General features: G+C 65.5%; 17 protein-coding genes, 1 tRNA gene, 1 other RNA gene and 2 pseudogenes. 10 read left to right on the forward strand and 11 right to left on the reverse strand.

The window, feature by feature from the left end; translation table 11 throughout:
• A pseudogene (locus NHL53_RS04555) lies at window positions 1-89 on the reverse strand (SufD family Fe-S cluster assembly protein); the annotation flags it as partial.
• Between the two features lie 24 nt (window positions 90-113).
• On the opposite strand from NHL53_RS04555, the gene ppgK reads away from it, so the two are divergent.
• Window positions 114-869, forward strand: coding sequence for a polyphosphate--glucose phosphotransferase (gene ppgK / locus NHL53_RS04560; protein WP_433775605.1), 756 nt, complete (start codon window positions 114-116; stop codon window positions 867-869).
• Between the two features lie 71 nt (window positions 870-940).
• On the opposite strand, the gene rnpB is transcribed toward ppgK, so the two are convergent.
• The 3 genes from rnpB to NHL53_RS04575 all read right to left on the reverse strand — a co-directional run bounded on the left by rnpB (window position 941) and on the right by NHL53_RS04575 (window position 2,541).
• An RNA gene (gene rnpB, locus NHL53_RS04565) (RNase P RNA component class A) lies at window positions 941-1,297 on the reverse strand.
• A gap of 30 nt (window positions 1,298-1,327) precedes the next feature.
• On the reverse strand, window positions 1,328-1,813 hold the full coding sequence (locus NHL53_RS04570) for a reverse transcriptase-like protein (protein ID WP_433775607.1): 486 nt from the start codon (window positions 1,811-1,813) through the stop codon (window positions 1,328-1,330).
• Window positions 1,810-2,541, reverse strand: coding sequence for a zinc ribbon domain-containing protein (locus NHL53_RS04575; RefSeq protein WP_433775609.1), 732 nt, complete (start codon window positions 2,539-2,541; stop codon window positions 1,810-1,812). The genes NHL53_RS04570 and NHL53_RS04575 overlap by 4 nt, the downstream gene beginning before the upstream one ends.
• Window positions 2,542-2,612: 71 nt before the next feature.
• Here NHL53_RS04575 and NHL53_RS04580 point away from each other — a divergent pair.
• Window positions 2,613-2,688 (forward strand) — tRNA-Val (locus tag NHL53_RS04580).
• A gap of 214 nt (window positions 2,689-2,902) precedes the next feature.
• On the opposite strand, the gene NHL53_RS04585 is transcribed toward NHL53_RS04580, so the two are convergent.
• Complete coding sequence (locus NHL53_RS04585; protein WP_433775610.1) at window positions 2,903-3,136, reverse strand: hypothetical protein; 234 nt, start codon at window positions 3,134-3,136, stop codon at window positions 2,903-2,905.
• A 157-nt stretch (window positions 3,137-3,293) separates the two neighbouring features.
• Between NHL53_RS04585 and NHL53_RS04590 the strand changes: the two genes are divergently transcribed.
• The 8 genes from NHL53_RS04590 (at window position 3,294) to brxL (ending at window position 17,338) form a co-directional block, all read left to right on the forward strand.
• Entirely contained in the window at window positions 3,294-3,494 is a 201-nt protein-coding gene (locus NHL53_RS04590) for a helix-turn-helix domain-containing protein (RefSeq protein ID WP_433775612.1), read from the forward strand.
• 89 nt (window positions 3,495-3,583) lie between these two features.
• A complete protein-coding gene (locus tag NHL53_RS04595; RefSeq protein ID WP_433775614.1) occupies window positions 3,584-4,204 on the forward strand; it encodes a DUF1819 family protein in 621 nt (206 codons plus the stop codon).
• A complete protein-coding gene (locus tag NHL53_RS04600; RefSeq protein WP_433775616.1) occupies window positions 4,201-4,800 on the forward strand; it encodes a DUF1788 domain-containing protein in 600 nt (199 codons plus the stop codon). The genes NHL53_RS04595 and NHL53_RS04600 overlap by 4 nt, the downstream gene beginning before the upstream one ends.
• A 5-nt stretch (window positions 4,801-4,805) precedes the next feature.
• Entirely contained in the window at window positions 4,806-8,318 is a 3,513-nt protein-coding gene (gene brxC / locus NHL53_RS04605) for a BREX system P-loop protein BrxC (RefSeq protein ID WP_433775770.1), read from the forward strand.
• 12 nt (window positions 8,319-8,330) lie between these two features.
• Complete coding sequence (pglX, locus tag NHL53_RS04610; RefSeq protein ID WP_433775617.1) at window positions 8,331-11,861, forward strand: BREX-1 system adenine-specific DNA-methyltransferase PglX; 3,531 nt, start codon at window positions 8,331-8,333, stop codon at window positions 11,859-11,861.
• Window positions 11,854-12,660 carry a hypothetical protein gene (locus NHL53_RS04615; RefSeq protein WP_433775619.1) on the forward strand — a complete coding sequence of 269 codons (807 nt, stop codon included), beginning with the start codon at window positions 11,854-11,856 and terminating at the stop codon, window positions 12,658-12,660. Before pglX ends, NHL53_RS04615 begins: the two co-directional genes overlap by 8 nt.
• Window positions 12,661-12,704: 44 nt before the next feature.
• Window positions 12,705-15,200, forward strand: coding sequence for a BREX-1 system phosphatase PglZ type A (gene pglZ / locus NHL53_RS04620; protein WP_433775621.1), 2,496 nt, complete (start codon window positions 12,705-12,707; stop codon window positions 15,198-15,200).
• Between the two features lie 14 nt (window positions 15,201-15,214).
• Window positions 15,215-17,338, forward strand: coding sequence for a BREX system Lon protease-like protein BrxL (brxL, locus tag NHL53_RS04625; protein ID WP_433775623.1), 2,124 nt, complete (start codon window positions 15,215-15,217; stop codon window positions 17,336-17,338).
• Window positions 17,339-17,463: 125 nt separating this feature from the next.
• Here the strand turns inward: brxL and NHL53_RS04630 are convergent.
• The 6 genes and pseudogenes from NHL53_RS04630 to NHL53_RS04655 form a co-directional block, all read right to left on the reverse strand.
• Window positions 17,464-18,626, reverse strand: a pseudogene (locus NHL53_RS04630) (IS3 family transposase).
• A 67-nt stretch (window positions 18,627-18,693) separates the two neighbouring features.
• Window positions 18,694-18,945, reverse strand: coding sequence for a hypothetical protein (locus NHL53_RS04635; RefSeq protein WP_433775625.1), 252 nt, complete (start codon window positions 18,943-18,945; stop codon window positions 18,694-18,696).
• Between the two features lie 112 nt (window positions 18,946-19,057).
• Window positions 19,058-19,264: a hypothetical protein gene (locus tag NHL53_RS04640; protein WP_433775627.1), complete on the reverse strand. Its 207-nt coding sequence runs from the start codon at window positions 19,262-19,264 to the stop codon at window positions 19,058-19,060.
• A gap of 181 nt (window positions 19,265-19,445) precedes the next feature.
• Window positions 19,446-20,207, reverse strand: a complete 762-nt coding sequence (locus tag NHL53_RS04645; protein ID WP_433775629.1) for a SurA N-terminal domain-containing protein — start codon at window positions 20,205-20,207, stop codon at window positions 19,446-19,448.
• Between the two features lie 73 nt (window positions 20,208-20,280).
• Window positions 20,281-21,780, reverse strand: coding sequence for a hypothetical protein (locus NHL53_RS04650; RefSeq protein WP_433775631.1), 1,500 nt, complete (start codon window positions 21,778-21,780; stop codon window positions 20,281-20,283).
• Window positions 21,781-21,807: 27 nt separating this feature from the next.
• Window positions 21,808-23,424, reverse strand: a complete 1,617-nt coding sequence (locus NHL53_RS04655; protein ID WP_433775633.1) for an alpha-L-fucosidase — start codon at window positions 23,422-23,424, stop codon at window positions 21,808-21,810.
• Between the last annotated feature and the right edge of the window lie 929 nt (window positions 23,425-24,353).

The raw sequence follows: 24,353 nt of genomic DNA on the forward strand, positions 1-24,353 counted from the left end.
ACGAGGTTGTAGACGTTGGTCGACCAGTTCTGGATCGTCGTGTAGCGCACGCGGGCGTGCTTCTTGACGATGATCTCGACCACGGCCGCCTCGGGGGCCCTAAGCTGGTGCGCATGGCGCAGACAGCGGATCACGCAATCGGCATCGACATCGGCGGCACCGGCATGAAGGCCGGCATCGTCGATCTCGCCGCAGGCGAGCTCATCAGCGATCGAGTTCGCATCCCGACCCCCGAGGGCGCGACGCCCCCGGACGTCCTCTCGACCGCGAAGGACCTCGTCGGCCTGCTCGGCGACGCGGCCGAGGGTCTTCCGATCGGCGTGTGCTTCCCCGCGATCGTGAAGAACGGCGTGACGCTGTCGGCCGCGAACATCTCCGACGAGTGGATCGGCCTCGAGGCCGACAAGCTGTTCAGCGCGACGCTCGAGCACGAGATCCACTTCGTCAACGACGCCGACGCGGCGGGCCTCGCGGAGCTCGAGTTCGGCGTCGCGAAGGGGCAGCCGGGCCTCTCCATCGTCACGACCCTCGGAACGGGCATCGGCTCGGCGTTCCTGTTCGACGGCAAGCTCGTGCCGAACACCGAGCTGGGCCACCTCATCTGGCGCGGCACCGACATCGAGAAGTGGGCATCGGCCTCGGCGCGCGAGCGCGACGACATCTCGTGGAGCGAGTGGGCCGCGCGCCTGCAGGAGTTCTACGCGCACGTCGAGTTCCTCTTCTCCCCCGACCTCATCATCGTGGGCGGCGGGGTGTCGAAGAACCCCGACAAGTTCCTGCCCCTCATCACGTCGCGCGCGCCGATCGTCACGGCGCAGCACCGCAACAACGCGGGCATCATCGGCGCCGCGAGCCTCGCGCTCGGCTGACGCGCCCTGCCTACGCAGAACGCCCGGTCGCACGGCGGCCGGGCGTTCGCCGTCTGCGCGGCGGTCTGAAGCGAATGGGCCGGCCTGTACGCCGGGTTCTGTCCGGGGGACGGATCCCCGTGGACGGCCATCTCTCTCGGCGACACGTTGCCGTGCCGCTCCAGCAACCTACCCGGGGACTCGGCGGGCCGCGTCGACATCCCCTGTTGGTCTTGCTCCGGGCGAGGTTTACCCAGCGAGCCGTGTCGCCACGGCCCCTGGTGGTCTCTTACACCACCGTTTCACCCTTACCGGCCGAGGCCGGCGGTCTGCTTTCTGCTGCACTTTCTCGCGGATCACTCCGGGTGGGTGTTACCCACCGCCCTGCCCTGCGGAGCCCGGACGTTCCTCGGCGCGCTCTCGCGCGACGCGACCGTCCAGCCGACCCATTCGCACGGACGAGTCTACGCGCGCTCCGCTCAGAACAGCGTGTCCGCGGAGGGATCCCGCGCCTCGGGCGCGCCGGGCGACGGCTCCCCCAGGTCGCGGCGGAAGCTCTGGCGCTGATCCATCGACTCGTTCGCCAGCCGATCCGCCGCGGCGTTCTCCGCGCGCGGGATCCATTCGAACGTCGTCGGCACGGATCCGATGACCTCGCGCGCCCGGTCGGCGAGCTTCTTCATGTCGGGGTGCTTGATCTTCCAGCGCCCGGACATCTGCTCGACGACGAGCTTCGAGTCCATGCGCACGTGCAGCGCATCGGCGCCGTAGCCGAGCGCGGCCTCGATGCCTGCGAGCATGCCGTTGTACTCGGCGACGTTGTTGGTGGCGACGCCCACGTAGACGCCGAGCTCGACGATCACCTCGCCCGAGTCGGGGTCGACGACGATCGCGCCTCCGGCCGCCGTGCCGGGGTTGCCGCGGGATCCGCCGTCGGCCTCGACGATGAGCCGACGCGCGCTCACAGGCCGGACTCCGAGGTGCGCACGACGATCGCGCCGCACTCGGGGCAGTGCACGACGGCGTCCTCCGCCGCCTTGCGCAGCTCGGCGAGGTCGGTGGGCGCGAGCGCCATGTGGCAGGCGCCGCAGGTGCCGTGCTGGAACAGGCCGGCGGCCGTGCCTCGGGCGGCGATGCGCGCGTACTCGTCGAGGAGCGGCTGCGGGACGCGGGCGGCGGTCGCCTCGCGGTCGCGCACGATCTGATCCGCCTCGGCGGCCGCCTTCTCGACGGCGGTCCTGCCCGCCTGGCTGACCTCGCGGCCCTCCGCGGTCGTCTCGTCGAGCAGCCGCTTCTGCGCGTCGAACGCCTCCTGGGCCTGCTCCACCTTCTCGATCAGCTCGATCTGCGTGGTCTCGAGCCGGTCGATGCGCGCGTCCAGCGCCGCGATCTCGCTCTCGAGGGCGCGCGCGTCGCGCGCGACGGCGGTCTGACCGAGGCGGTCGCGGTCGCGCTGCTGGCGCTTGCGGGCGACGTCGATGTCGCTCTCGACGCGCGCGAGCTCGGCCTTCGCGTCGTCCAGCGCGTTCGTGAGGGCGACGAGCTCGCGCCCCTGCCCGTTGCGGAGCGCGATGAGCTCCTGCACCCTGGCGGCCTGAGGCGGCTTCCTCCGCGCTTCCTCGGCGCGCGCGAGCGCGACGTCCAGCCGGACGAGGTCGAGGAGCAGTAGCTGATCGGAGGGGCTCGCGTGCATGTCCTCCAGCTTACGGGGCGGCTCCTCCGCGTTCTCCCGCGCATCGCCGCGCCGCTACGATGGATCCGCCAGGGCCTTTAGCTCAGCTGGCAGAGCGCCACGTTTACACCGTGGATGTCGTCGGTTCGATCCCGGCAGGGCCCACCAGAGCGTCGTTGTTCAAACCGCCGACATCAGCGGTTTGAGGTCCAGATTCCGCCGTCCGCTCCTTGTAGTGGATGGCGCGGGTCTGGACTTCGGGGTTGAAGAACGCGTTGAACGGTTCTCCTGCCTCTCCGACGATGCCGTCTTCGGGCAGCACGATGAGCTTGTCGAAGAAAGCTTGGTTGGCGATGCGCCGCAGTGAGTCGTCGATGCTCATTTAGATGGCGTTGCAGTCACCCGCGAGCGCGAGGCAGTCGTCGATGTGGGCTTGGGCTTGCTCGTACTCAACGTCTCCGGCCTCGATCTGGGCTTCTCGGAACGCGAGGCGTCGAGCGATGCGCTCCTGCTCTTCACCGAGCAGGTCGAGCGGGATCGCTCCGGCGTAATGCGCTTGGAGCAGCTTCTTCCGTTCGCTCAGCAGTTCGTCGCGCTCCCGCTGGTAGGCGGTCACGGCCTGGCTACGTACGCACGCTTGACCCTGACCACTTCGACTCGCGGCACCTATCTCGTTCGGCCACGCCCGGACAAACCCAGTTCAAGCGGCACAACTCCCGATACGATGGAGGGTGTTGGCCCGCCCGGGTCACGGAGTGCGAGGGAGGACCAACGTGGCCGAGCCGTGGCTGTCCGCAGACGACATCGCCGCCCACCTCGGGATCACCAAAGACACCGTCTACACCTGGATCGCCGAGAAGGCCATGCCCGCCCACAAGGTCGGTCGCCTCTGGAAGTTCCAGGCAAGCGAGATCGACGACTGGGTGCGCCGAGGCGGCGCAGCCGCCGACGCTGACCCAGCGCCGCCAGGGTGATCTTTCCGCTCGATTTGAGCCGCTGCTGACACTTTGTCGGTGGTATCCCATATCCTGATCCACTGCCCAAAACCGGAAGGAGGCACCAGATGAATGACATCTCCCAACATCAGGACCGCTACGCGCTGTCGTTCACGAGTGGCGCCCTCCTGACCCGAGAAGCGGTGATCGCTGCGCCTCTCTACCTTGAAGCTCGTGACTGGGGAATCGTCCGAGAGCGGCTCCGCACAGAGAACCTGCTCCAGGCGCGAACCAGCTCGTCCGGGTTCCGGCTGGCACGCGAGGTGGCGCAGCGCCTGGCTGCACTCACCGACGACGAGTTGGAGTTGCTGAGAGATACGAGCCCGAGCGAGCGCGGTCACCTGATGTGGGTGGCGGCTTGTCGCCACTATGCACTCATCGGCGACTTCGCCGAGGAGGTCGTGCGGGAGCGGTTCCTCCTGCTCACTCCAGTGCTCGGCTACGGGGACTTCGACAGCTTCGTACATGGGAAGACGCTCTGGCACCCGGAACTCGCTGAGGTGAAGGACTCCACGGTGCAGAAGCTCCGATCGACGGTGTTCCGAATGCTGACGGAAGCGGGGCTGCTCGCCAACGGCGCGATCGTCCACGCCGCCCTGTCCGAGCGCGTCCGCGAGGCGCTCGACACCCAGACACCGAGCGACGTTCGGTTCCTCCCAACCCGAGACAGCAAGGAAGGTGCACTGTGACACCGAGCGAACTCACTCACCAGGAAGAGCATCTGTTCGCGGTGCTCAGTGGTGAGCGCTTCCTCAAGATGGAGGGTCTGTCGAACGAGGTCCCGTTCTTCATCTACCCGTACGAGCCCGAGCACGCCCTCGACGTAGCGAAAGCGAAGAAACGGGTCAAGAACCGACTCGCCAGCAAGGGCATCGAGGTCCGCGAGATCAACCTCTATGACCTGTCGGTCGACGTACTCAAAGAGCGCGGCGACTGGGACGAGGTGCTCGAAGTGGAATCCGACCTCGACAAGGCGGAGTTCACCGAGATGCTGCAGTCCATGCTCAACCCACAGCAGCACCTCGCGCCCGCGATCCGAGAACGGCTCGCTGACGGCGGGTTCGACGTCGTGTTCCTCACCGGGATCGGTGAGGTGTTCCCCTACATCCGCTCCCACAACGTCCTGAACAACTTGCAGAGCGTCGTTGTGGGCAAACCGATGCTCATGTTCTTCCCCGGCCGCTATGAGCAGTCCGACACCCTCGGCTCGTCGCTCGTGCTGTTCGGCAGGTTGAAGGACGACCAGTACTACCGCGCCAAGAACATTCTGGAACAGGAACCGTGACCGTCATGCACCTCACCGAGATTTTCGCCAAGGACGTCCAGCGGCCCATCGAGGGCGTCATCAAGGCTGACGACGTTGCACACCTGGGCACCGAGGTCGACGAGTATGTCCTGACCAATGAAGCCGCCAAGGGACTGGAACTGCTGCTTGAGGCATACACGAACTACACCAACGCGAACGGTGTCTGGATTTCTGGCTTCTTCGGCTCCGGCAAGTCGCACCTGTTGAAGATGCTCGCGCACCTCCTCGGCGATGTGGAGGGCGACGACTTCCCTCGCGAGCGCGTCTCGGAGAGCTTCCGCGCCAAGGCGACGGATGCCTTCCTCCCGCCCCTTCTCGACAGGGCCGACCGCATCCCAGCCACGAGCCTGTTGTTCAACATCGATCAGAAGGCCACCCTGATCAGCAAGGATCAGACCGACGCCCTGCTGCGCGTGTTCGTGAAGGTCTTTGATGAGTCTCGCGGCTACTACGGCGACCAGGGTCACATCGCCCGCTTCGAGCGCCAGCTCGACGACGAGGGGCAACTCGATGCGTTCAAGAGCGCATTTCAAGCTGTGTCGGGCCGGGAGTGGATGGAGCGCCGGCCGAGCTTCGGCCTTCCAACCGTGCGCAAGCAGGTCAACGAGGCTTACGCCCAGATCACCGGCCTCGACGCGTCTGCCGCACCCGACATCTTGAAGACCTACCAGGACACCTACTCGGTCTCGATCGAGGACTTTGCCGACGAGGTCCGCACCTGGCTGGACAAGCAGCCCGCAGGGTACCGGTTGAACTTCTTCGTGGATGAGGTCGGTCAGTTCATCGGCTCCAACACGCATCTGATGCTGAACCTTCAGACGATCGCCGAGTCGCTCAACACGAAGTGCGGCGGACGGGCGTGGGTGTTCGTAACCTCGCAGGAAGACATGGACAAGGTCGTCGGCGACCGCAGCAAGCAGCAGGGCAACGACTTCTCGAAGATTCAGGCCCGGTTCAAGTCCCGAGTGAAGCTCACCTCCGCAGACGTGGAAGAGGTCATCCGCAAGCGACTGCTGGAGAAGAACGACAAGGGCACCCAGGTGCTCGAAGCGGTCTACGCGCAGGAGTCTGCGAACTTCAAGACGCTGTTCGACTTCGTCGATGGCGCGAAGACCTACCGCAACTTCACCGACGAGACCCACTTCGTCGGCACCTACCCGTTCGTGAGCTACCAATTCCCCCTGTTTCAAGCCGCGATCGAGGGCATCTCCGACCACAACGTCTTCGAAGGCCGCAACAGCTCCGTCGGTGAACGCTCCATGCTCGGCGTCGTCCAGCAAGTCGCCAAGGGCATCGGCAACGTCGAGATCGGCACTTTGGCCACCTTCGACGCCATGTTCGCAGGCATCCGCGCGTCTTTGAAGTCCGCGGCACAGCGCTCGATCGACCGCGCCGAGCGTGACCTGCCCGACAGCGGTTCACCGGTCACCAAGCTCGCCGTGCGGCTGCTCAAGGCACTGTTCCTGGTGAAGTACGTCGAGAGTTTCCAGGCCACCCCGCGCAACCTGACCGTGCTGGTCTACAACCGGTTCGGACTCGACCTGCCCGCGTTGTCGAAGCAGGTTCAGGACGCGCTCACGCTCCTGGAGACCCAGACGTACGTGCAGCGCAACGGCAACGTATACGAGTACCTGACCAACGAAGAGCAGGTGATCGAGGAAGAGATCAAGAACGTCGAGATCGACTCATCTGAGGTCTCCACCCGGCTGAACAAGATTCTCTCCGGCGATGTGGTCAAGACTTCCAAGCTCCGGTACGCGAAGAACGGGCAAGACTTCCCATTCGGGTACAAGCTCGACGACCAAGCGTTCGGTCAGCAGCGCGAGCTCTCGCTGCACTTCGTCACTCCCGAGTACCCCTACGGGCCCGAGGAGATTCGCATGCACTCGGCGGGCAAGGACGAACTGCGCGTGGTTCTCGCCCCGGACGACCGGGTGCTGGCCGACCTGCGGCTGCTGATCAAGACCGAGAAGTACACCAAGCGCAAGCAGACCAGTTCACTCTCGCCGGTCGAGGAGCAGATTCTGCGCGCCAAGGCGACTCAGAACTCGCAGCGCGAGAAGGAGCTCGTTGAGCGAATCCGCCGCGCCGTCGGGCGAGCCGATCTCGTGATCAACGCCGCAGACCTCACATCCGGGTCGCAGGAAGCAGTCACACGGGTCACCGAGGGGTTCCAAGACCTCATCGCGCGTACCTACACGCATCTCAGCCTGCTCGGTGGACGCACTTACAGCGAGCAGCAGGTTGCCGGGTTCGCGAACCCCGACCAGGCCGCCATGATTGACGACTCCTCAATGCACGCGCTCGCGGCCCCGGCAGATGAGGTGCTGTCGTACGTCCTGCAGCGCGACCGTCTCGGGGAGCAGATCACCGTCAAGAAGATCGTCGATCACTTCCAGGCCAAGCCCTACGGCTGGGACCTCGCCTCCATCGAGTGCGTCGTCGCCTGGCTCGTCGGCACCTCGAAGATCACTCTGACGGTGGACTCGAATATCCTCAAGCGCAGCGAAATCGCGGCAGCACTGCGCAACACACAGAAGCACTCCCACGCCGTCGTCGCACCTCAGAAGACCTTCGACCAGCGCAAGGTCGCCACGCTTCGGGCCTTCTGCACGGACTTCTTCGATGAACCCGCCGTGCTGAAAGACCCGCTCGAACTGGCCCGGCACACAAGCGAGCGCCTCCGCGCCAAGAGTGAAGAACTCAAGGCGCGAGTCAGCGGCTCCAAGTACCCCTTCGTGACTCAGCTCGAAGCTCCGATCGCACTGCTGGATTCTGTCGTGGGCAAGCCCGATGACTGGTACCTGACCGACTTCGCCGCCGCCGACGATCTCCTTGACGCGAAGACAGACATCATCGACCCCATCCAAGCCTTCCTCGGCGGCGCCCAGCGCAAGATTTACGACGAGGCAAGCGAACTCCTCACGACCAACGCCAATAACCTCAACTATCTGCCATCTGGGAGCAGCCAAGAGGTGGCCGGACTCCTCGCAGACCCGCAAGCCTTCCGTGGTAACCGGATGACCAAGCTGAAAGCCGCCGCAGTTGAACTTGAGGCGCGCATCGACGAGGCGCTTGTCGCGAACCGCGACGGAGCACTTCTAGAGATCGACTCACGTTGGGCGCCCCTCCAGACCAGCACGATCTACCTCGATGCCACTGACGACGCCATACGCAACGCGACCGAGAAAGTCAACGCGATCCTCGACAGGATCGGCCGTGAGAGCCAGATCGCCGTCGTCCGCGAGATCGCCAACTCCTTCGAGGAACACACCTACCCGGCCATCCTCGACCAACTCGCCGAGAACCCCCGTCCTCGCAATGACGACACGGCGGTCTCGCCGGTTCCTGTGAAGCAGACCGTCTCGGTCAAGAGCATCAGCACCACAGGCATCCACGGCGTACTGGAGACCGAAGACGACGTAGACCGCTACCTCGATGCGCTCCGCACCGCGCTGCTCCAGGCCCTCAACGACGACAAGCGCATCGCGCTGTAGGAGACCCCACCCATGGAAACCGCACCGCTGAAGAGCTTCGCTACCTGGGCCAGGCGCGAACTCATCACCCAGGTCAGCGCCCGGCTGACCGCAGTACTCGCCCCCTCCTCAGCGGAACGGGTCGAGAACCAGCGCGCAGTCGCCATGCTCGAACGCGATATCGCAGCCGCCGGAGGCCGCGCCAAGGGCAAGGACGCGATCGCCGACAAGGTCGCCTACACCTGGTTCAACCGCATCATCGCGCTCCGTTTCATGGACGCCAACGGCTACACCGGCATCGGCGTCGTCTCACCCGCGCACGGCCAGCAAGTCGGACAACCCGAGATACTCGCTGACGCCAAGCGCGGCAGCATCGACCCCGCCGTCATCACCAACAAGCGCACCCTCGACGCGATCACCGGACTCCTCGACGGAACCCGCCCCAGCGCAGACGCCCAGGGCGAGGCCTACACGCTCCTGCTTGCCGAGTACTGCCGTTACTGGAACCGCTCGATGCCGTTCATGTTCGAGCGCGAAGGTGACTACACCGAACTCCTCATCCCCGCGAACCTCCTCGCAGCAGACTCCATCCTCACGCGGGCAATCGCGGCTCTCACCGAAGAGGTCTGCCGCGAAGTCGAAGTAATCGGATGGCTGTACCAGTTCTACATCTCGGAGCGGAAGGAGGAGATCTTCGCCGGATTCAAGAAGGGCAAGAAGGCAGGCGCCGCCGAGATTCCTGCCGCCACCCAGCTCTTCACCCCGCACTGGATCGTCCGCTACCTCGTCGAGAACTCCGTCGGTCGGCTCTGGATGCTGAACCATCCCTCGTCCCGACTTGTCGATCAGATGGACTACTACATCGCCTCAGTCGATGACGAGAGCGATTTCCTCAAGATCACCAGCCCCGAAGAACTGACGGTCATCGACCCGGCCTGCGGCTCCGGACACATGCTCACCTACGCGTTTGACTTGCTCTACGCAATTTACGAAGAGGAAGGCTACGCGCCGTCGGAGATCCCCGAGCTAATCCTCACCCGAAACCTGCACGGCACCGAGATTGACCCGCGAGCAGGCGCGCTCGCAGCGTTTGCATTGACGATGAAGGCACGCAACAAGCAGCGCACTTTCCTGTCTAAGCAGGTCGCGCCAAGCATCGGTGTGATCCAGCCGGTCTTCTTCACGCCCGAGGAGCTGGAGGCCCTGGGCACTTTGCGGCCCGGACGGGACGCGGAAGCAGAATTCTGGAACCAATTCGAGCTGGCGGAGACATTCGGCGCCCTTGTCCAGCCCGACCCTAGCTTGCGCAGCCGCCTGGAAAGCCACATCGCCACGCTGAATGCCGACGCGGACATCCTCTTGGCGGAGCTTGTCGCGCGGGCTAGTCGCGTCCTGGAGCAGGCCACGTGGCTTTCCCGGAAGTACAGCACCGTGATTGCAAACCCTCCGTATATGGGGAGCGGCAAGATGGCACGGGGACTGCTAGGTTTTCTCGAGGAACGATTCCCTGAAACCAAGGCTGACCTGTTCTCGGCGTTCATGCAACGTGTGCGGGGGTTTGTCCCGACCGGTGGCTTCGTCGGGATGGTGACACCAAATGTCTGGATGTATCTGAAGTCCCATGCGGCCGTCAGATCCAGTAGCCTGTTGCGTTCGAAGCTGGTGTGCCTGGTTGAACTCCCGCTGGCGGGGTTCACCGGGGCCACGGTGCAGCTATGCGCGTTTGTCCTCGCGATGACCCCGACTCCGCGGGCGAGCGGACACTACGTATCACTGCTCGCTGAGGGCTCCGGTGATGCTCGAATGTCCGAGGTCATGCGGGCGGTGAGCCGCGGCGAGCGCCCGGAGATCGAGTTCGTGCGCGACGCAACTGCATTCCTGCAGATCCCTGGCAGACCACTGGCCTACCGCGCGAGCGACGACACGCTAGCCATACTCGCCGGCAGCCGGCGGCTGGGCGATGTGGCTACTACGCGCAAAGGCATGGCCACCGGCCTGAACGCGGTATTCGTCCGCGAGTGGTGGGAGGTCTCGCATCGCCGGGTCGGTCTGGGACTCACGCGCGAGGAAGCGCTGCGGTCCGGCAAGAAGTGGTTTCCCTACGCGAATGGCGGTGACTTCCGCAAGTGGTATGGCCACCTTTCAGAAGTCGTCGATTGGGCTGATGACGGCGCGCGGCTCCGCTCGGAGCGCACTCCGGACGGCAGCCGACTGCGGGCGGTGAACCTGAACTTGGAATTCGTGTTCGATCAGGGCGTCAGTTGGACATCGATAACATCAGGTCGACTCGCTTTCCGAGTGCTTCCGCGAGGTTCGCTGTTCAGCTCGGCCTCCAACGCGCTCTTCACCGACGAGCCAAGACTGAAGACCGCCATCGCCGTGTTGAACTCGCCCGCGGCTGCGCAGCTCATGAGTCACCTCAACCCCACACTGAATGCAAACCCCGGGGATATCGCTCGAATGCCGCTCCCCGACCTTCCGACCAACGCGCATGGTCTAGTGGACGAGCTCGTGGCCGCAGCCGCCGACGACGATGCGTCGAACGAGACATCCTGGCAGTTCCGCTCTCTCCTTGACGCCATGGGGCCAACAAGTCGGTCGCTGAGGGGGTGGGTGCGCGCAGCGGAGGAGTACTGGCGAGCGCGCAGCTCCCACGTTGCTGCCACGGAGGGCGCCTTGAATCGTCTCGTGGGCGGTGCCCTAGGAGATCCGGGTCGGGAGGGTCCGCTGGCGCTGGAGGACGTCACGCTGGCACGTAACCCCGACTTCGCACACAAGGACCTGGCGCTGGAGGCACGCGGGAAGGCCTGGGAGTCGACCCTTGCCAAAGATCTGGTCTCCTACGCGGTCGGCTGCATGTTCGGTCGCTATAGCCTCGATGAACCCGGCCTGATCCTTGCTGACCAGGGCGCGACGCTACAGGACTACCTCGCCAAAGTGCCACAGCCGACGTTCGCGCCTGATGCAGACAACGTTCTACCGATCGTTGATGGTGACTGGTTCGAGGACGACATTGTGGCGCGGTTCCGCCAGTTCCTACGGGCGGCGTTCGGCGAGGAGTACTTCGAGGAGAATCTGCGGTTCGTTGAGGAGTCGCTCGGCGTCAAGGCTCTGCGGGAGTACTTCGTTAGCCGCGCCGGGCGGTCTAGGTTCTACGACGATCATGTGAAGCGTTACAAGAAGCGCCCGATCTACTGGCTGTTCTCCAGCCCGAAGGGTTCGTTCAATGCGTTGATCTACATGCATCGCTACGCGCCGTCCACGGTCTCGACGGTCCTGAACGAGTACCTGCGGGAGTTTGAGTCGAAGCTGGAGGCGAACCTTCAGCACCAGGAGCGTCTCGCCGCCGGGGATGGCACCCCACGTGAGAAGGCCGCAGCGCTGAAGGAAGCCGAGCGGCTGCGCAAGGTGCTGCTGGAGCTGGGTGAGTATGAGCACGACGTGCTCTACCCGCTGGCGTCGCAGCAGATCGCCATCGACCTCGACGACGGGGTGAAGGTGAACTACCCGAGGTTCTACCCGGCCCTCAAGAAGATCACTGGGTTGGAGGCCGCCGATGAGTAAGCCTTCGAAACACACTCGCCCGTGGTTCCAGCGGCGAGGGGCTGCTTGGGGCCTAGGAATTCTCTCCGTTCTCTTTGTCGGCACTTGGCTCGCGGGAAAGCTACTCAATTGGCCGTGGCCTGATGGCTCCGACTGGCAGGCAATCTGGACATTCTTTACGTTCCTCATTGCTGCTGTGGCGGCAGCCGTCGCGCTCGCCCAGCTCTCAGCTCATCATGAGACCCAGCGAGAGCAGAGTCGCCCATATGTGATCGTCGACTTCGCATTCCGCTCGGTGCTGCTGATGATCGAAGTCACAAATATTGGCAAGACTCCGGCTCACGACGTCCGCTTCAGCTGGGATACGGAGCCAGTTGGTTTGAAGCCTGAGGGCACAGCCGTCCTGAAGCGCAAGCTTGTTGACGGAGAGATTCCTTTCCTCGCGCCTGGGCGATCCATTCGCCAGTTCGTTGGCCGCGCGCCCGACTACTGGACGTCAGATGCGGTTCCAAAACGTTACGAGGTGGAGTGCACGTATCGCGATCCTCGCGGTGCCAATTTCGGCAATGGCGAGCGCATGGTGCTCGATCTCGCCCAGTGGAACGACGCATTGGCTGATACCGACTACGACAACAAGAACTGGAACCAATTCAAGCAGCAGACCGCAGCGCAAAAGGACATTGCCAACAAGGTCCAGCAAGTGGCCACAGAGATCGAGACTCTTCGCGATGGCATCGAGGGACTCCACACGGGGTTGGAGGCGCTACGAAATCCACGTCGGCGTTCAACTCTTCGAGCACATAGACGGAGAATGCAATGAGCGCGGCCACTGCGAGGGGTCGATGCGAGCAGGATAGGCGTGTCATGAACTCACTCAGCGCGGTCCTTCCACATCTTCAGCAGCGATTCGAGTCGCAACGGCTCGTGTTCTGGCATGACGCAGAGGGCGAGTATGCCGCCGAGCTCGATGCTCTCGACCTAGGCGAAGTCACGACGTTGCGTGTGGAGAACAACGAGTACGCGGTCAAGAACCGCGTACTTCATGACGAACCGAAGGCCAACTTTCTCATCTATCGCGCCGGTGGTGTGCCCGTCGGCACCGGTAACTGGCTGCTCGACCTGGAACTGGCCTATGGCGTGTTCACCGCGGACCGCACGGCACTCGTGCGACAGGACCTTGGGCTCGACAGCCCGGGCATCGATGACGTGCTGCGGGACCACGAGAAATTCTTCCGAGCCGCTAAGCGAGCACAGGCCCTCAAGTCAGTGCTTTCGGCTGACGATGACGCAGACAGGCTGCGCGCCAAGATGTGCGCAGTCGTGGTTGGCCAGCGTGAGCACAGCATGCTGGAGCTCACTCGCACGCTGCTGATCGAGAACGCACGCGGCGAAGCAAGCAAGTACGAGGCTCTGGTTGAACAGGGGCTCGGCGGGTTCCACTGGGCAGGTGTAGCAAAGATCTACGGCTACGAAGCAAGCGAGCCCAGCATCGACGACTTCGTGCTGTGGATGTTCCGCCAAGCAGCTAGTGGGTTCGCATCGGACACTCCGGGTGAGCTTCGCAACGTCCAGCTCGATTTCGCAAGCCTGCGTAATGACCGGCGCAGCGCCGACGCCCTCGCGACCTTGGCGCGCCGAGCCTCAGAGAGCCTGAGCTACGCGGACAGTATCGAAGATGCCGAACTCATCGACCTTGTCGGCAATGACCTCTTCGAGGACGTAGAACGAAAGGTCATCAGTCTGCTCGCCCAGGCAGTTGGGGAACGGACGATGAACGCGCGGGAGGTCTCAGAGACGATCCGCGCTCGCCAGAGCAGCATCTGGGTGGATGGATACCGGGAGTTGTACACGGCGCTCGGTGCCGCCTCGGACCTATTGAGCGAACTCTCAACCGCGCGGTTCGCGATAACGTCTTTCGACGAAGGGCTGGACCGCTACCGCAAGCAGTGGTTCCGCATCGACCAGCTCTATCGACAGTTCCACTTCGCAGCTCGCACCACCGAGTATGCAGGACCGCTGGAAGCTCTCCGCGTCGAGGTGGAGAAGCACTATGCGAACCGCTACCTGTATGAGCTAGGCAACTCCTGGCAGCAGCAGGTCGACGCTGTGCAGAACTGGCGATCCGTGACGCTGCGACCGCAGACCAGGTTCTTCACCGATCACGTTGAGCCGATCATCCGCAAGGGCAACCGGAAGGCCGTCGTCATCATCTCCGACGCGCTGCGCTACGAGATCGCCGATGAACTGCGCGCACGCATCCGGCAGGAAGACCGCTTCGACGCGGAACTCGACGCGATGCTAGGTGTGCTGCCGAGCTACACCCAGCTCGGTATGGCGGCCCTGCTGCCACACAAGACCCTGGCCCACTCCCATGGTGGCGATCCCGTGCTCGTTGACGGCCAGCGTTCCGACGGAACTGCGAACCGCAACAAGGTCTTGGCTCCAGTGGGTGGGTTCGCGATCCGGGCCGAGGAAGTGTTGTCGATGCCGCGCGGTGAGCTGCGCGAACTCTACGGTGCACACCAGGTGCTGTACGTCTACCACGACCGGATCGACGCAATCGGCGACAAGGCGACCACCGAGCGGCAGGTGTTCGAGGCCGCCAACGACGCGCTGCGCGACCTGGTGGACCTGATCAAGCGGCTGACCAACGCGAACGCTACGAACATCCTCGTGACCGCCGACCACGGTTTCCTCTTCCAGGACACCGCACTAGCCGACGCCTCGTACCTCTCGACCAAGCCGCAGGGCGACGACCTGGTGGTCACCAACCGTCGATACGTGCTCGGGCGGGGCCTCAAGGGCGATCCGGCCTTCCGGACGTTTGAGCCCGAACAGGTGGGTCTCAGTAGCGACCTTGAGGTACAGATTCCCAAGTCAATCCACCGCCTCAAGCTGCCGGGTGCTGGCTCACGCTTCGTCCACGGTGGCGCGTCGCTCCAGGAGGTCGTGGTGCCGGTCGTCACGGTCAACAAGAAGCGCAAGAGCGACACCCGGCCCGTCAACGTCGAGGTGCTGCCCGAGACCGACAAGATCACCACCGGGCAACTCGTCGTGAAGCTCTTCCAGTCCGAGCCAGTGAGCGAGAAGGTCCAGCCGCGCACCCTGCGCGCGGGCATCTACGTCGGCGAGACCCTGATCTCGAACCAGCCCGAGCTGATCTTCGACCAGCCCTCCGACGACAAGCGTGACCGCTACCAGAGCGCACGGATGCTGCTCAGCCAGGACGCCAACGAGTTCAACAACCGTACGGTGGAGTTCCGACTCGAAGAGCAGATACCTAACACCACACAGTGGCGCGTCTACCAGCGGGCTCAGTACCTGCTCAAGCGCTCGTTCACGTCGGACTTCGATTTCTAGGGGAAGCAGCAGCCATGACGGACACCCAGAACCATCTCGGCGACGAACCTGACGCCGCGACGAGTACACCGCAGCAGAGCGACCTCGACTACAAGATCAACCTGCTGTTCGGCGGCTCGGTCGTGCGCAAGGACCTCGTGAAGGCCGTCAAGGGCAACGCAATCGTTCCCTCCTACGTGCTGGAGTACCTCCTTGGCCAGTACGCCGCGTCCGACGACGAGGCAACGATCCAAGCCGGCATCGACGCGGTGCGCAAGATTCTTGCTGACCACTACGTACACCGCAACGAGTCCGAACTGGTGAAGTCCACCATCCGTGAGAAGGGCCGCCACCGGATCATCGACAAGGTCACCGTGACCCTGAACGACAAGCAGGACGTTTACGAAGCTTCGTTCACCAACCTCGGCCTCAACGGCGTGATCGTCGAGTCGGCGACCGTGAACGCCAATCCGAAGTTGCTCGTCGGCGGTGTGTGGTGCATCTGCGACATCGAGTATTTCCACAGCGACGACGCCCGCGTTGTCCCGTGGATTCTCGGTAGTCTGAAGCCGATCCAGATGTCAAGTTTCGACTACAAGGGATATTTGGAAGCGCGTCAGGGCTTCACCTCGGACGAGTGGATCGACCTGCTGATCCAGTCCATCGGGTTCAACCCCGAGATGTTCGGCCGCCGCGCGAAACTTCTGCAGCTGGTGCGCCTCATCCCGTTCGTTGAGCGCAACTACAACCTGGTCGAACTCGGGCCGAAGGGCACCGGCAAGTCCCACATCTACTCCGAGTTCTCGCCCCATGGCATGCTGATCTCCGGTGGCGAGGTCACCGTCCCCAAGCTCTTCGTCAACAACGCCAACGGACGCATCGGCCTGGTCGGCTACTGGGATGTTGTCGCGTTCGACGAGTTCGCCGGAAAGAAGAAGCGCACCGACAAAGCACTCGTCGACATCATGAAGAACTACATGGCGAACAAGTCGTTCTCCCGTGGGGTGGAGACACTCGGCGCTGAAGCGTCGATGGTGTTCGTGGGCAACACCTCGCACAACGTGCCCTACATGCTCAAGCACTCCGACCTCTTCGACGAACTGCCCGAGGCGTACCACGACTCCGCCTACCTCGACCGGCTCCACTTTTACATCCCCGGCTGGGAGGTAGACACCATCCGCAGTGAGATGTTCTCCGCCGGCTACGGCTTCGTCGTCGACTACATCGCCGAAGTGCTGCGGTCGATGCGCAACACCGACTACTCCGACCGCTACCAGCAGCACTTCACCCTCGGCTCAGACATCTCCACCCGCGACCGCGACGGCATCCACAAGACCTTCTCCGGCCTGATGAAGCTCGTCTACCCAGAAGGCAACGCCACTCCAGCCGAGATCGAGGAACTGCTCCGCTTCGCCATCGAAGGACGCAAGCGCGTCAAGGACCAAATCCTGCGGATCGACACCACCATGGCCGCCGTCAACTTCGGCTACAGCGACAAGACCGGCACCTGGCACGGCGTCACCACGCTCGAAGAAGACGAGTACCCCGACTACTACCAAGCGCGATCGCCCCAGGCCGACGACGCAGCCTCGACCGCTGAGGCTGACACCGCCGACACGGAGCCCACAACGGCGATCCAGCCATCGGACGAGCGGGCGCCTCAACTATTCGAGGGACACCGAGAGTTCCAGGAGAACCAACGCGGAGTCTCATACGAAGCGCTGCTCATGCCGTACCTCCGCGGTGCAAGCGACATCACCATCGTCGACCCCTACATCCGGCTGCCGCACCAAGGGCGCAACCTCGTCGACCTGCTCGCTCTACTGGCAGCCTCCAAAGACCCCGCCGACGAAATCACCGTCACGCTCGTGACCAAGGAAGTCCGAGGCGAGTACGAGCAACAACACCTCCTCATGCTCAAGGACATCCAAGACAGCGCCGCCACCGCAGGCATCCAGTTCACGGTCACCTGGGACGAGACCATCCACGACCGGTCAATCCGCACCGACCACGGCTGGAAGCTCCTCCTCGGCCGAGGACTCGACATCTTCCAGAAGGGCTCCGGTAGCCCGTACGACCTCGGCTCCCGACGCCAAGAGTTCCGCCAGGTCTTCGCCTTCGGCATCACCTACATCAACGAAGGTGAGGAGGCCTCATGACCGGCGACGACGCAGGAAGCGGCCCGGACAAGCCAGTAGCAAAGGGGCTATTCATAGTGGGGGGCGTGAGGAACGAACTGGTGACAGGTTGACCTGCCCCACGTTTTTGGTTCCAGTCCGGGTGGCTAACTTGCGGCGGGGATGTTGTTGCTGTCGAGTGTCTCGTATTCGATCGGGGTGCGGTAGCCGAGGGCGGAATGTCGGCGCTGGCGGTTGTGGAAGATCTCGATGTACTCGAAGATCGCGTTGGCGAGTTCGACTCTCGTTTTCCACGTCTTCCGGTTCAACAGCTCGATCTGCATCGATGACCAGAAGCTTTCCATCATCGCATTGTCCAGCCCGTCGCCGACGGATCCGAACGAGGGCAGGAGTCCGGCGGAGCGGATCTTCTCTCCGAAGAGCCACGAGGTGAATCCGCCTTGCGTGCCGTGATCCGCATGCACGATCCCGCCTGGCTCGGGGCGACGGTTCCGGATGGCCATGTCGAGCGCGTTGATGACGAGCGTGGTGTCCTGCTTCGAGTCGATCGACCAGCCGATGATGCGGCGACTGTAGGCGTCGAGGACGGCGGCGCAGTAGACCCAGCCTTCTCGCGTGCGGTGCTGCGCGATGTCGGTCACCCAGAGCTCGTTCGGGCGAGGCCGAGCGAACTTCCGGTTCACGAGATCATCGGACGTGGCCACGCCGCGGAGCCGCTTGGTACGGATCGGTCCGGGGAGCCCGTAAATCCCGGCCAGGCGCATCAACTTGTGAACCGTCCGCTCGCTGACAGTGACCCCCATCGCCATGGTCAGCTCGGCGTGCACGCGTCGGTAACCATAAGTCCCGCGCGAGGTGACGTGGACCTCCCTGACCAGCCCGGTGAGCCATCGCCTGCGCAGTTCCGACTGGGTGAGGGGTTTTCGTTTGACGCGGTAGTAGTGCTGCCTAGCGACCCCGAGGACGCGGCAGCAGCGGTCGATCGGGATCCCGGCATCGGCGAGGCGGTCGATCACCGGGAAGAGCCTTTTGGGCGGGGACGCTCCTCGTCGAGGAACTTCGCCGCCTGCCGGACAATCAGAAGCTCGGTCTCGAGTTCGCGGATGCGGCGCTTCGCAGCCCGCAGTTCCGCTGATTCCGAGGACGGGACACCGGGCCGGCGACCGTTGTCGATGTCGTCCTGGCGGATCCAATTCGACAGTGTGACGGGATGGATACCGAGTTCGACGGCGGTCTGCTTGGCCTGTTTGCCGGCCCGCACGAGCGCGACAGCTCGCGTACGGAACTCCGGCGGATAAGGACGGGGCATGAGGATGAGCCTTCCGGATCAGGCCACCAGTTAGCCACCGAAACTGGAACCATTTCCATGGGGCAGGTCAACCTGTCACCAGTTCGTTCCTCACACCCTCCGGCCGCTTGCGGAAGACGCTGCTCCGGATCCAGCCCGCGAGCTCTGCGGCGCGGGGCTCGACGAGCGGCCAGCAGAGCGCCTCGTCGCCCTGCGGCATCCAGATCGAGATGAGCGGGCGGGCGTCGGCGGCGGGGAGCGCCACGCCGATGCGGATGGCGCCGACCGTGCGCCGGTCGTTCAGCACCGGCCACGCCCCCGTGTCCGGATCCGTCGACATGCGGCGCCAGATCTCGGCCGCCCGCTCCTCGTCGCCGTCGACCGCGAAGACCGCGGTGCGCAGGTGCCGGGATCCGCCCCGCTCCCGCAGCCGCCAGGTCGCGCGCCCCTCGTCAGCCGCCGGAGCGTGGCAGCACGCAGACGAAGCCGAGGATCACCAGGCCGATGCCCCACGCATCGACGACGATCGCGTCGTCGCCCCTCAGGCGGCTCCCGCCCGCGAAGACGAGCACGACGCCGACGAGAGCGGCGATCGGCGCCGCCAGTGCTCGCGCCCCTCCCCCGACGTAGACGAATCGATCGGGGTGCTGCGCGAGCACCGGATCCTCCCCCGCGCCCGAGAACGGAGACGTCCGCCCGGCCGGGAGCCTCTCGGGTGTCGGGTCCGGTGACGTGGCGTCCTCCTGCGCGTCGGTGCGTCGTCAGCCGACCCTATCGACCCATGACCGCGCCCCGTCATCCGCATCGTCTCATGCGGATGACGGGGCGCGTCGGAGCGGATCAGAGGTTGATCTCGATCTCCGCATCGTCGCTCTCGCGGAGATCCGTCACGATCTGCTCGATCGCCGCGTTCTGCTCCTGCATCGTGGCCTGCTGGGCGAGCTGATCGCGCATCTCCTCGAACGACGGCATCTCGGCTTCCTCGCCCTCGCCGCCCTCGGAGCCCTGCGTCTGCTCGACGAGGGCGTCGTACTGGGCGCGCAGCTCCTCGTCGCTCGGCTCGGAGATGTCGGCCTCCTGCGCCACGAACTCCTCCACTCGGAACTGGTCGGCGGCGTTCTCCCTGACCTCGTCCTCGGGCACGCCCTGGTCGTCGAAGGCCGCGTAGACCTCGTCGATCGATGCGAGGCCGCTCTGGTCGGCGACGTTCTGCAGCACGCCCTCGATGTCCTCGTCGCTCGCCTCGATCCCCGCATCGGCCGCGGCCTGGGTGAGGAGGAGGTTGTTGACGAGGAGGTCGGCGACCTGCACCTTCAGCTCGTCCTGGTCGACCTCCTGACCGGTCTGCTGCTGCATCATCGCGGCCTGCTGCAGCTGGCCCTCGTAGGCGGAGGTGAACTCCTCGAGTCCGATCTCCTCGCCGTTGACGACGGCGACCACCTCGGGAACGCCCTCGAGGTCCGGCTCGGGCACGCCCTGGGCGCTCTCGGCCGTCTCCTCCTCGGCGGGTGCGGCGTCGTCGGAGCCCGCGCCGCATCCGGCGAGGGCGAGAACGGCCACGACGGCGAGCGACGGGGCGACGAGCGAACGGGAAAGCGGCATGGGACCTCCGGGGTTGTCTGTGCGGTTCCGCGGGACGCTACACCCGCGCCCTATGCTCCCGGTCAGCGAGCGGTCAGGATCTCCGCAGAGCGGCGGGGCCCGCGGCGCATGCCGCGGGCCCCGCCCGTCTCGCGTGTCGGCTCAGACCGCGCGGGACGCTGCGCGTCGGCGCAGGCCTCAGAGCGCGGCCCCAGCGAGGAGGAGCATCCCGCCGAGAAGCGCCAGAGGCGCCGCGGGAGATCCGCCCGTCGGCGTGAGGTCGCCGTCCGCGTCGTCCTCGGCCCCGTCGGAGCCGCCGTCCGCCGCGCCGGACGCGTCGGCGTCCTCCGCGTGCTCGCCCGCGCCGTCGTCGGCGCCGGAGGCGTCCGCGTCGTCCGCCCCGGACTCCTCGGCCGACTCCGCGCCGTCCTCCGCACCGGACTCGCTGGACTCCCCGGACTCGCCCGGGCCGTCCTCTGCACCGGACTTGCCCGGATCCTCGGAGCCGTCCTCCTCCGCGTCCTCGTCGTCTGGGCCCTCCTCGTCGGGGGCTCCGCCGACGTTGTCCGCGCCGATGCTCGGCGCATCGGTCGCGGACACGTCCGCTCCGAAGAAGTCGCGGCCGCCGTTGTCGTCGATCACGGCCCCCGCGCCGAGCGCCGGGGAATCGGCGCTCGGCGCGATACCCGTCGGTGTGCGCGATGTCGACGCCCTCCCCCGGGGAGAAGAGGAGCGGATCGGCGATCTCGCCCGCGCCGTCCGGCACGCCGTCGACGTTCCAGAACATGTTGTCGGAGAGGTCGTAGCCGCCGCTCTGGAGCTGGAAGTCGGCCGTGCCCTCTCCCTCCTTCACCACGAGGTTGTTGCGGAACTCGACGTTGCGCATGGTCGGATCGTTCTCGTTGACGACCGTCTGGCTGACGCCGTCGCCGATGTAGATCGTGTTGTTGTGCACCGAGGCCGACTCGATCTCCCCTCCGCAGTTCTCGAACCCGCGGAAGTGATCGTTCTCCGACACGTTGTACCGGATCACCGCGTCCTTCACGGAGCCGGTGGCGTTGCAGATGAGGAAGAAACCGCCCTCGTTGTCGTGGCTGTAGTTGTACTGGAACACGGATCCGTGGGCGCCCTGGTCGACGTCGTACGACATGCCGTCGCGGGTCGTCTCGCCGCCCGACACGTCGTTGAACTCGAACAGCGCGTCGTCGGTGTCGTACGACCAGATGCCCGCGTTGTACCCCTCGGACTTCTGCTGGTAGCCCCGCACGACGTTGTGGTCGATGCGGGCCCCGGTCGTGTTGCCGGCGACGATCCCGTCTCCGCCCATGTTCTCGAGCGTGTTCCCCGTGATGCGCACGTTCGGCCAGGGGACGAACGTGCCGGTGCTCTCCGGCTCGGACATCGAGCGGTTCCAGGTGGACACCATGAAGATGCCCTCCCGGTGCACGTCGGTGAGGCTGTTGCCCTCGATGAGCACGCCGTCGAACTTCGTCTCGACCTCTCCGCCGCCGACGGTGAAGTAGATCCCGCCCGCGCCGTAGAGATCCTTCGTGTCGTCGCCGTTGACATCGTGGATGTCGAGGTCGCGCAGCACGAAGTGCCGCGCGGTGTCCGTAGTCCTTCAGCTCGACGGACACCGCGCGGCGGTTGCCGTCGGTCTCCCCCGTGTTCGAGATCTCGAGTCCCTCGATCTCCCAGCCCTCCTGGTTGACGAGGCGCAACGCGGCGGGCGCGCCCGAGCCCGCGATGTGGGGCCGGTCGTGCCCGCGCAGTCGGCGCCAGAGCGGAATCGCACCTCGGCGCCCGCGTCGAGGGTCGCGAAGCGCAGCTGCTCGATCGACGAGTAGGGGCTGTCCTCCGTGCCGGTGCCCGCCGTCTCGGCCGAGCAGTCGATGTGCACCGGTCCGGAGCGCTTGACCGGCGCGTCGGCGGTCTGCTGCCACGCGCGGATCGATGCGAGGTGCACCGTGCCCCGGGTCGACGAGGTGACGACGCGCAGAGCATCGGCGGTGACAGGATCGCTCGGCGCCGCGATCCGGCTGGCGCCGATCGCGGATCCGCTCTCGATCTCGACCCACTCGCCGTCGGTCCGCGCCTCGATCGCGAACGAGGTCGCCTGCTGACCGTGCGCGAGGGTGTCCTCCGAGATCTTCACGCGGTCGATCCGCTGCGGCTCGTCGAGCTCGACGACGAACACGCCGTCGGCCGACGCGGCCGAGGTGGTCTCATCGCCGTCGGTGAGCGCCCGGGTGGACACGTCGTCCGCCTCTCCCGCGACGACGGCCGCCCGTCCCAGGGCGACGTCGGTCGTGTACGCCTCGGCGAGAGCCGAGCCGAACTGCGCGAGCGATTCGGAGGACGCGGGGGCGTAGGAGCCGTCCGTCGTCGGCGGCACGTTCATCAGGAAGACGGCGTTCCGCCCGACGTTCCGGGTGTGCAGATCCATGAGCTGCTCGGCGGACTTCGGCGTGTCTCCCGGATGCGCGAACCACCCCTGCGTCAGCTTGAAGTCCGCCTCGGCGGGGAACCAGCGCAGCTCGGTCGCGTCGCCCTGCTGCACGGCCTCCGTCGCCTGGGCGTCGGATCCGAGCGAGGGGCTCGCATAGGCGAAGTCGAGCGCGCCTGTGCTCTTCGGCGTCGTGGGGATCGGGCTCCACTCGTCGGCGCGCGCCGTGCCCTCCTCGTTCCCGACCCAGCGCACGTCGTGGCCCTCGATCGCGACGAGCGCGTCGGGCTGCAGCTTGTGGATCATCTCGTAGAAGGCGGGGAAGTCGTAGTTCTCCGTCTTGCCCGTGTGACCCTGGGCGCCGTCGAACCAGACCTCGGTGATCGGCCCGTACTCGGTCAGCACCTCGTAGAGCAGGTTGAGGAAGGAGGCGCCGTAGTCGGTCGCCTCGTAGGAGAAGGTCGGCAGATCCCGGCCCTCGCGGTCGTCGCCCTCGACGAGGGTCGGGATCGTGCGCTCGGTCGGCTCGCTGCCGTTGCCGAACACGCCGTGGATCTCCTGGTGCGAGTCGGAAGGCGAGAGGTAGACGCCGAGGTCGAGACCGTACTTGCGGGCGGTGTCCGCCACCTCGCGGAGCACGTCTCCCTGGCCGTCCTCCCACGGCGCGCTCATCACGCCGAAGTCGGTGTAGCGAGACTGCCAGGTCACGAACCCGTCGTGGTGCTTGGCCGTGTAGATCACGCGGCGGAAGCCGGCGTCGGCGAGCTCGCGCACCCACGCCTCGGCATCCACGTCGCGTGGGGTCGAACACCGCCGGATCCTCGTCGCCGCCACCCCACTCCTGGTCGTAGAAGGTGGCGATCCCGAAGTGGACGAAGCCGCTGAGGCCGTCCTGCTGCCACTCCCCCTGCTGCGCGGAGGGACTCAGGAGCGAGGCCGCCTTCCGGATCGTCTCGGGGCAGTCGGCGCTCTCCATCGGGACCACCTGAGCGGACTGCGTGAGGACGCGGTCCTCGCAGGCGTCCGGACCCTCGCCAGGATCCTCCGGCTGCAGCTCGAAGCCCTCGGGCGACAGCTCGTCGAGGTCGGGGGCCACGCGGATCTGCCGCAGCGAGCCCGCCAGGCCGCGCTCCGACCCCGCGGGGTGGACCTCCGTGCCGAACCCGAAGCGCGACGCGAGGTCGCCGTCGAGGGCGGCGGGCGCGTCCGCGCTGATCGGCGGGAGCTCTCGTCCGTCGAGGAAGACGATCATCTCCGCGCCCTCGTCCGTCGGCTGGTACTGCAGCGACAGCTGGTGGGCGGAGTCAGCGTCGGGCAGACGGGTGGTCTCGACGTGGCTGGTCCACTCGTCGCCGTCCACCGAGTCGAAGCCGTAGCGGAGCTGCCCCGCCTGGTATCGAACGAAGAGGCTGCCGCCCGCGGACAGGACCGTCGCCAGCTCTCCCTGGTCGGCGGTCGGCGTGAACTCGGCCTCCATGATGACGCCCTCGGTCATCGACTGGTCGCCGAGGGGCAGCTCAGCGGCGTCGAAGAGGATCCCCTGCGCTCCGCCGGCGAGGCTCACGCCGACATCGGGATCCTGCGCCTCCCCTCCGTCGGCTCTCCGCACCGTACCCCGCATGATCTCGTCGCCCGCCGTGGTGTAGTCGGTCGTCCCGACCAGCGAGCCGGCGAAGCCGATGTTCAGCGCGTCGGCGTCCGCGGCCGCGGCCGCGGGCGCC

Source organism: Microbacterium sp. gxy059 (assembly GCF_050958665.1).
In the GTDB taxonomy this organism is placed as follows: Bacteria; Actinomycetota; Actinomycetes; order Actinomycetales; family Microbacteriaceae; genus Microbacterium.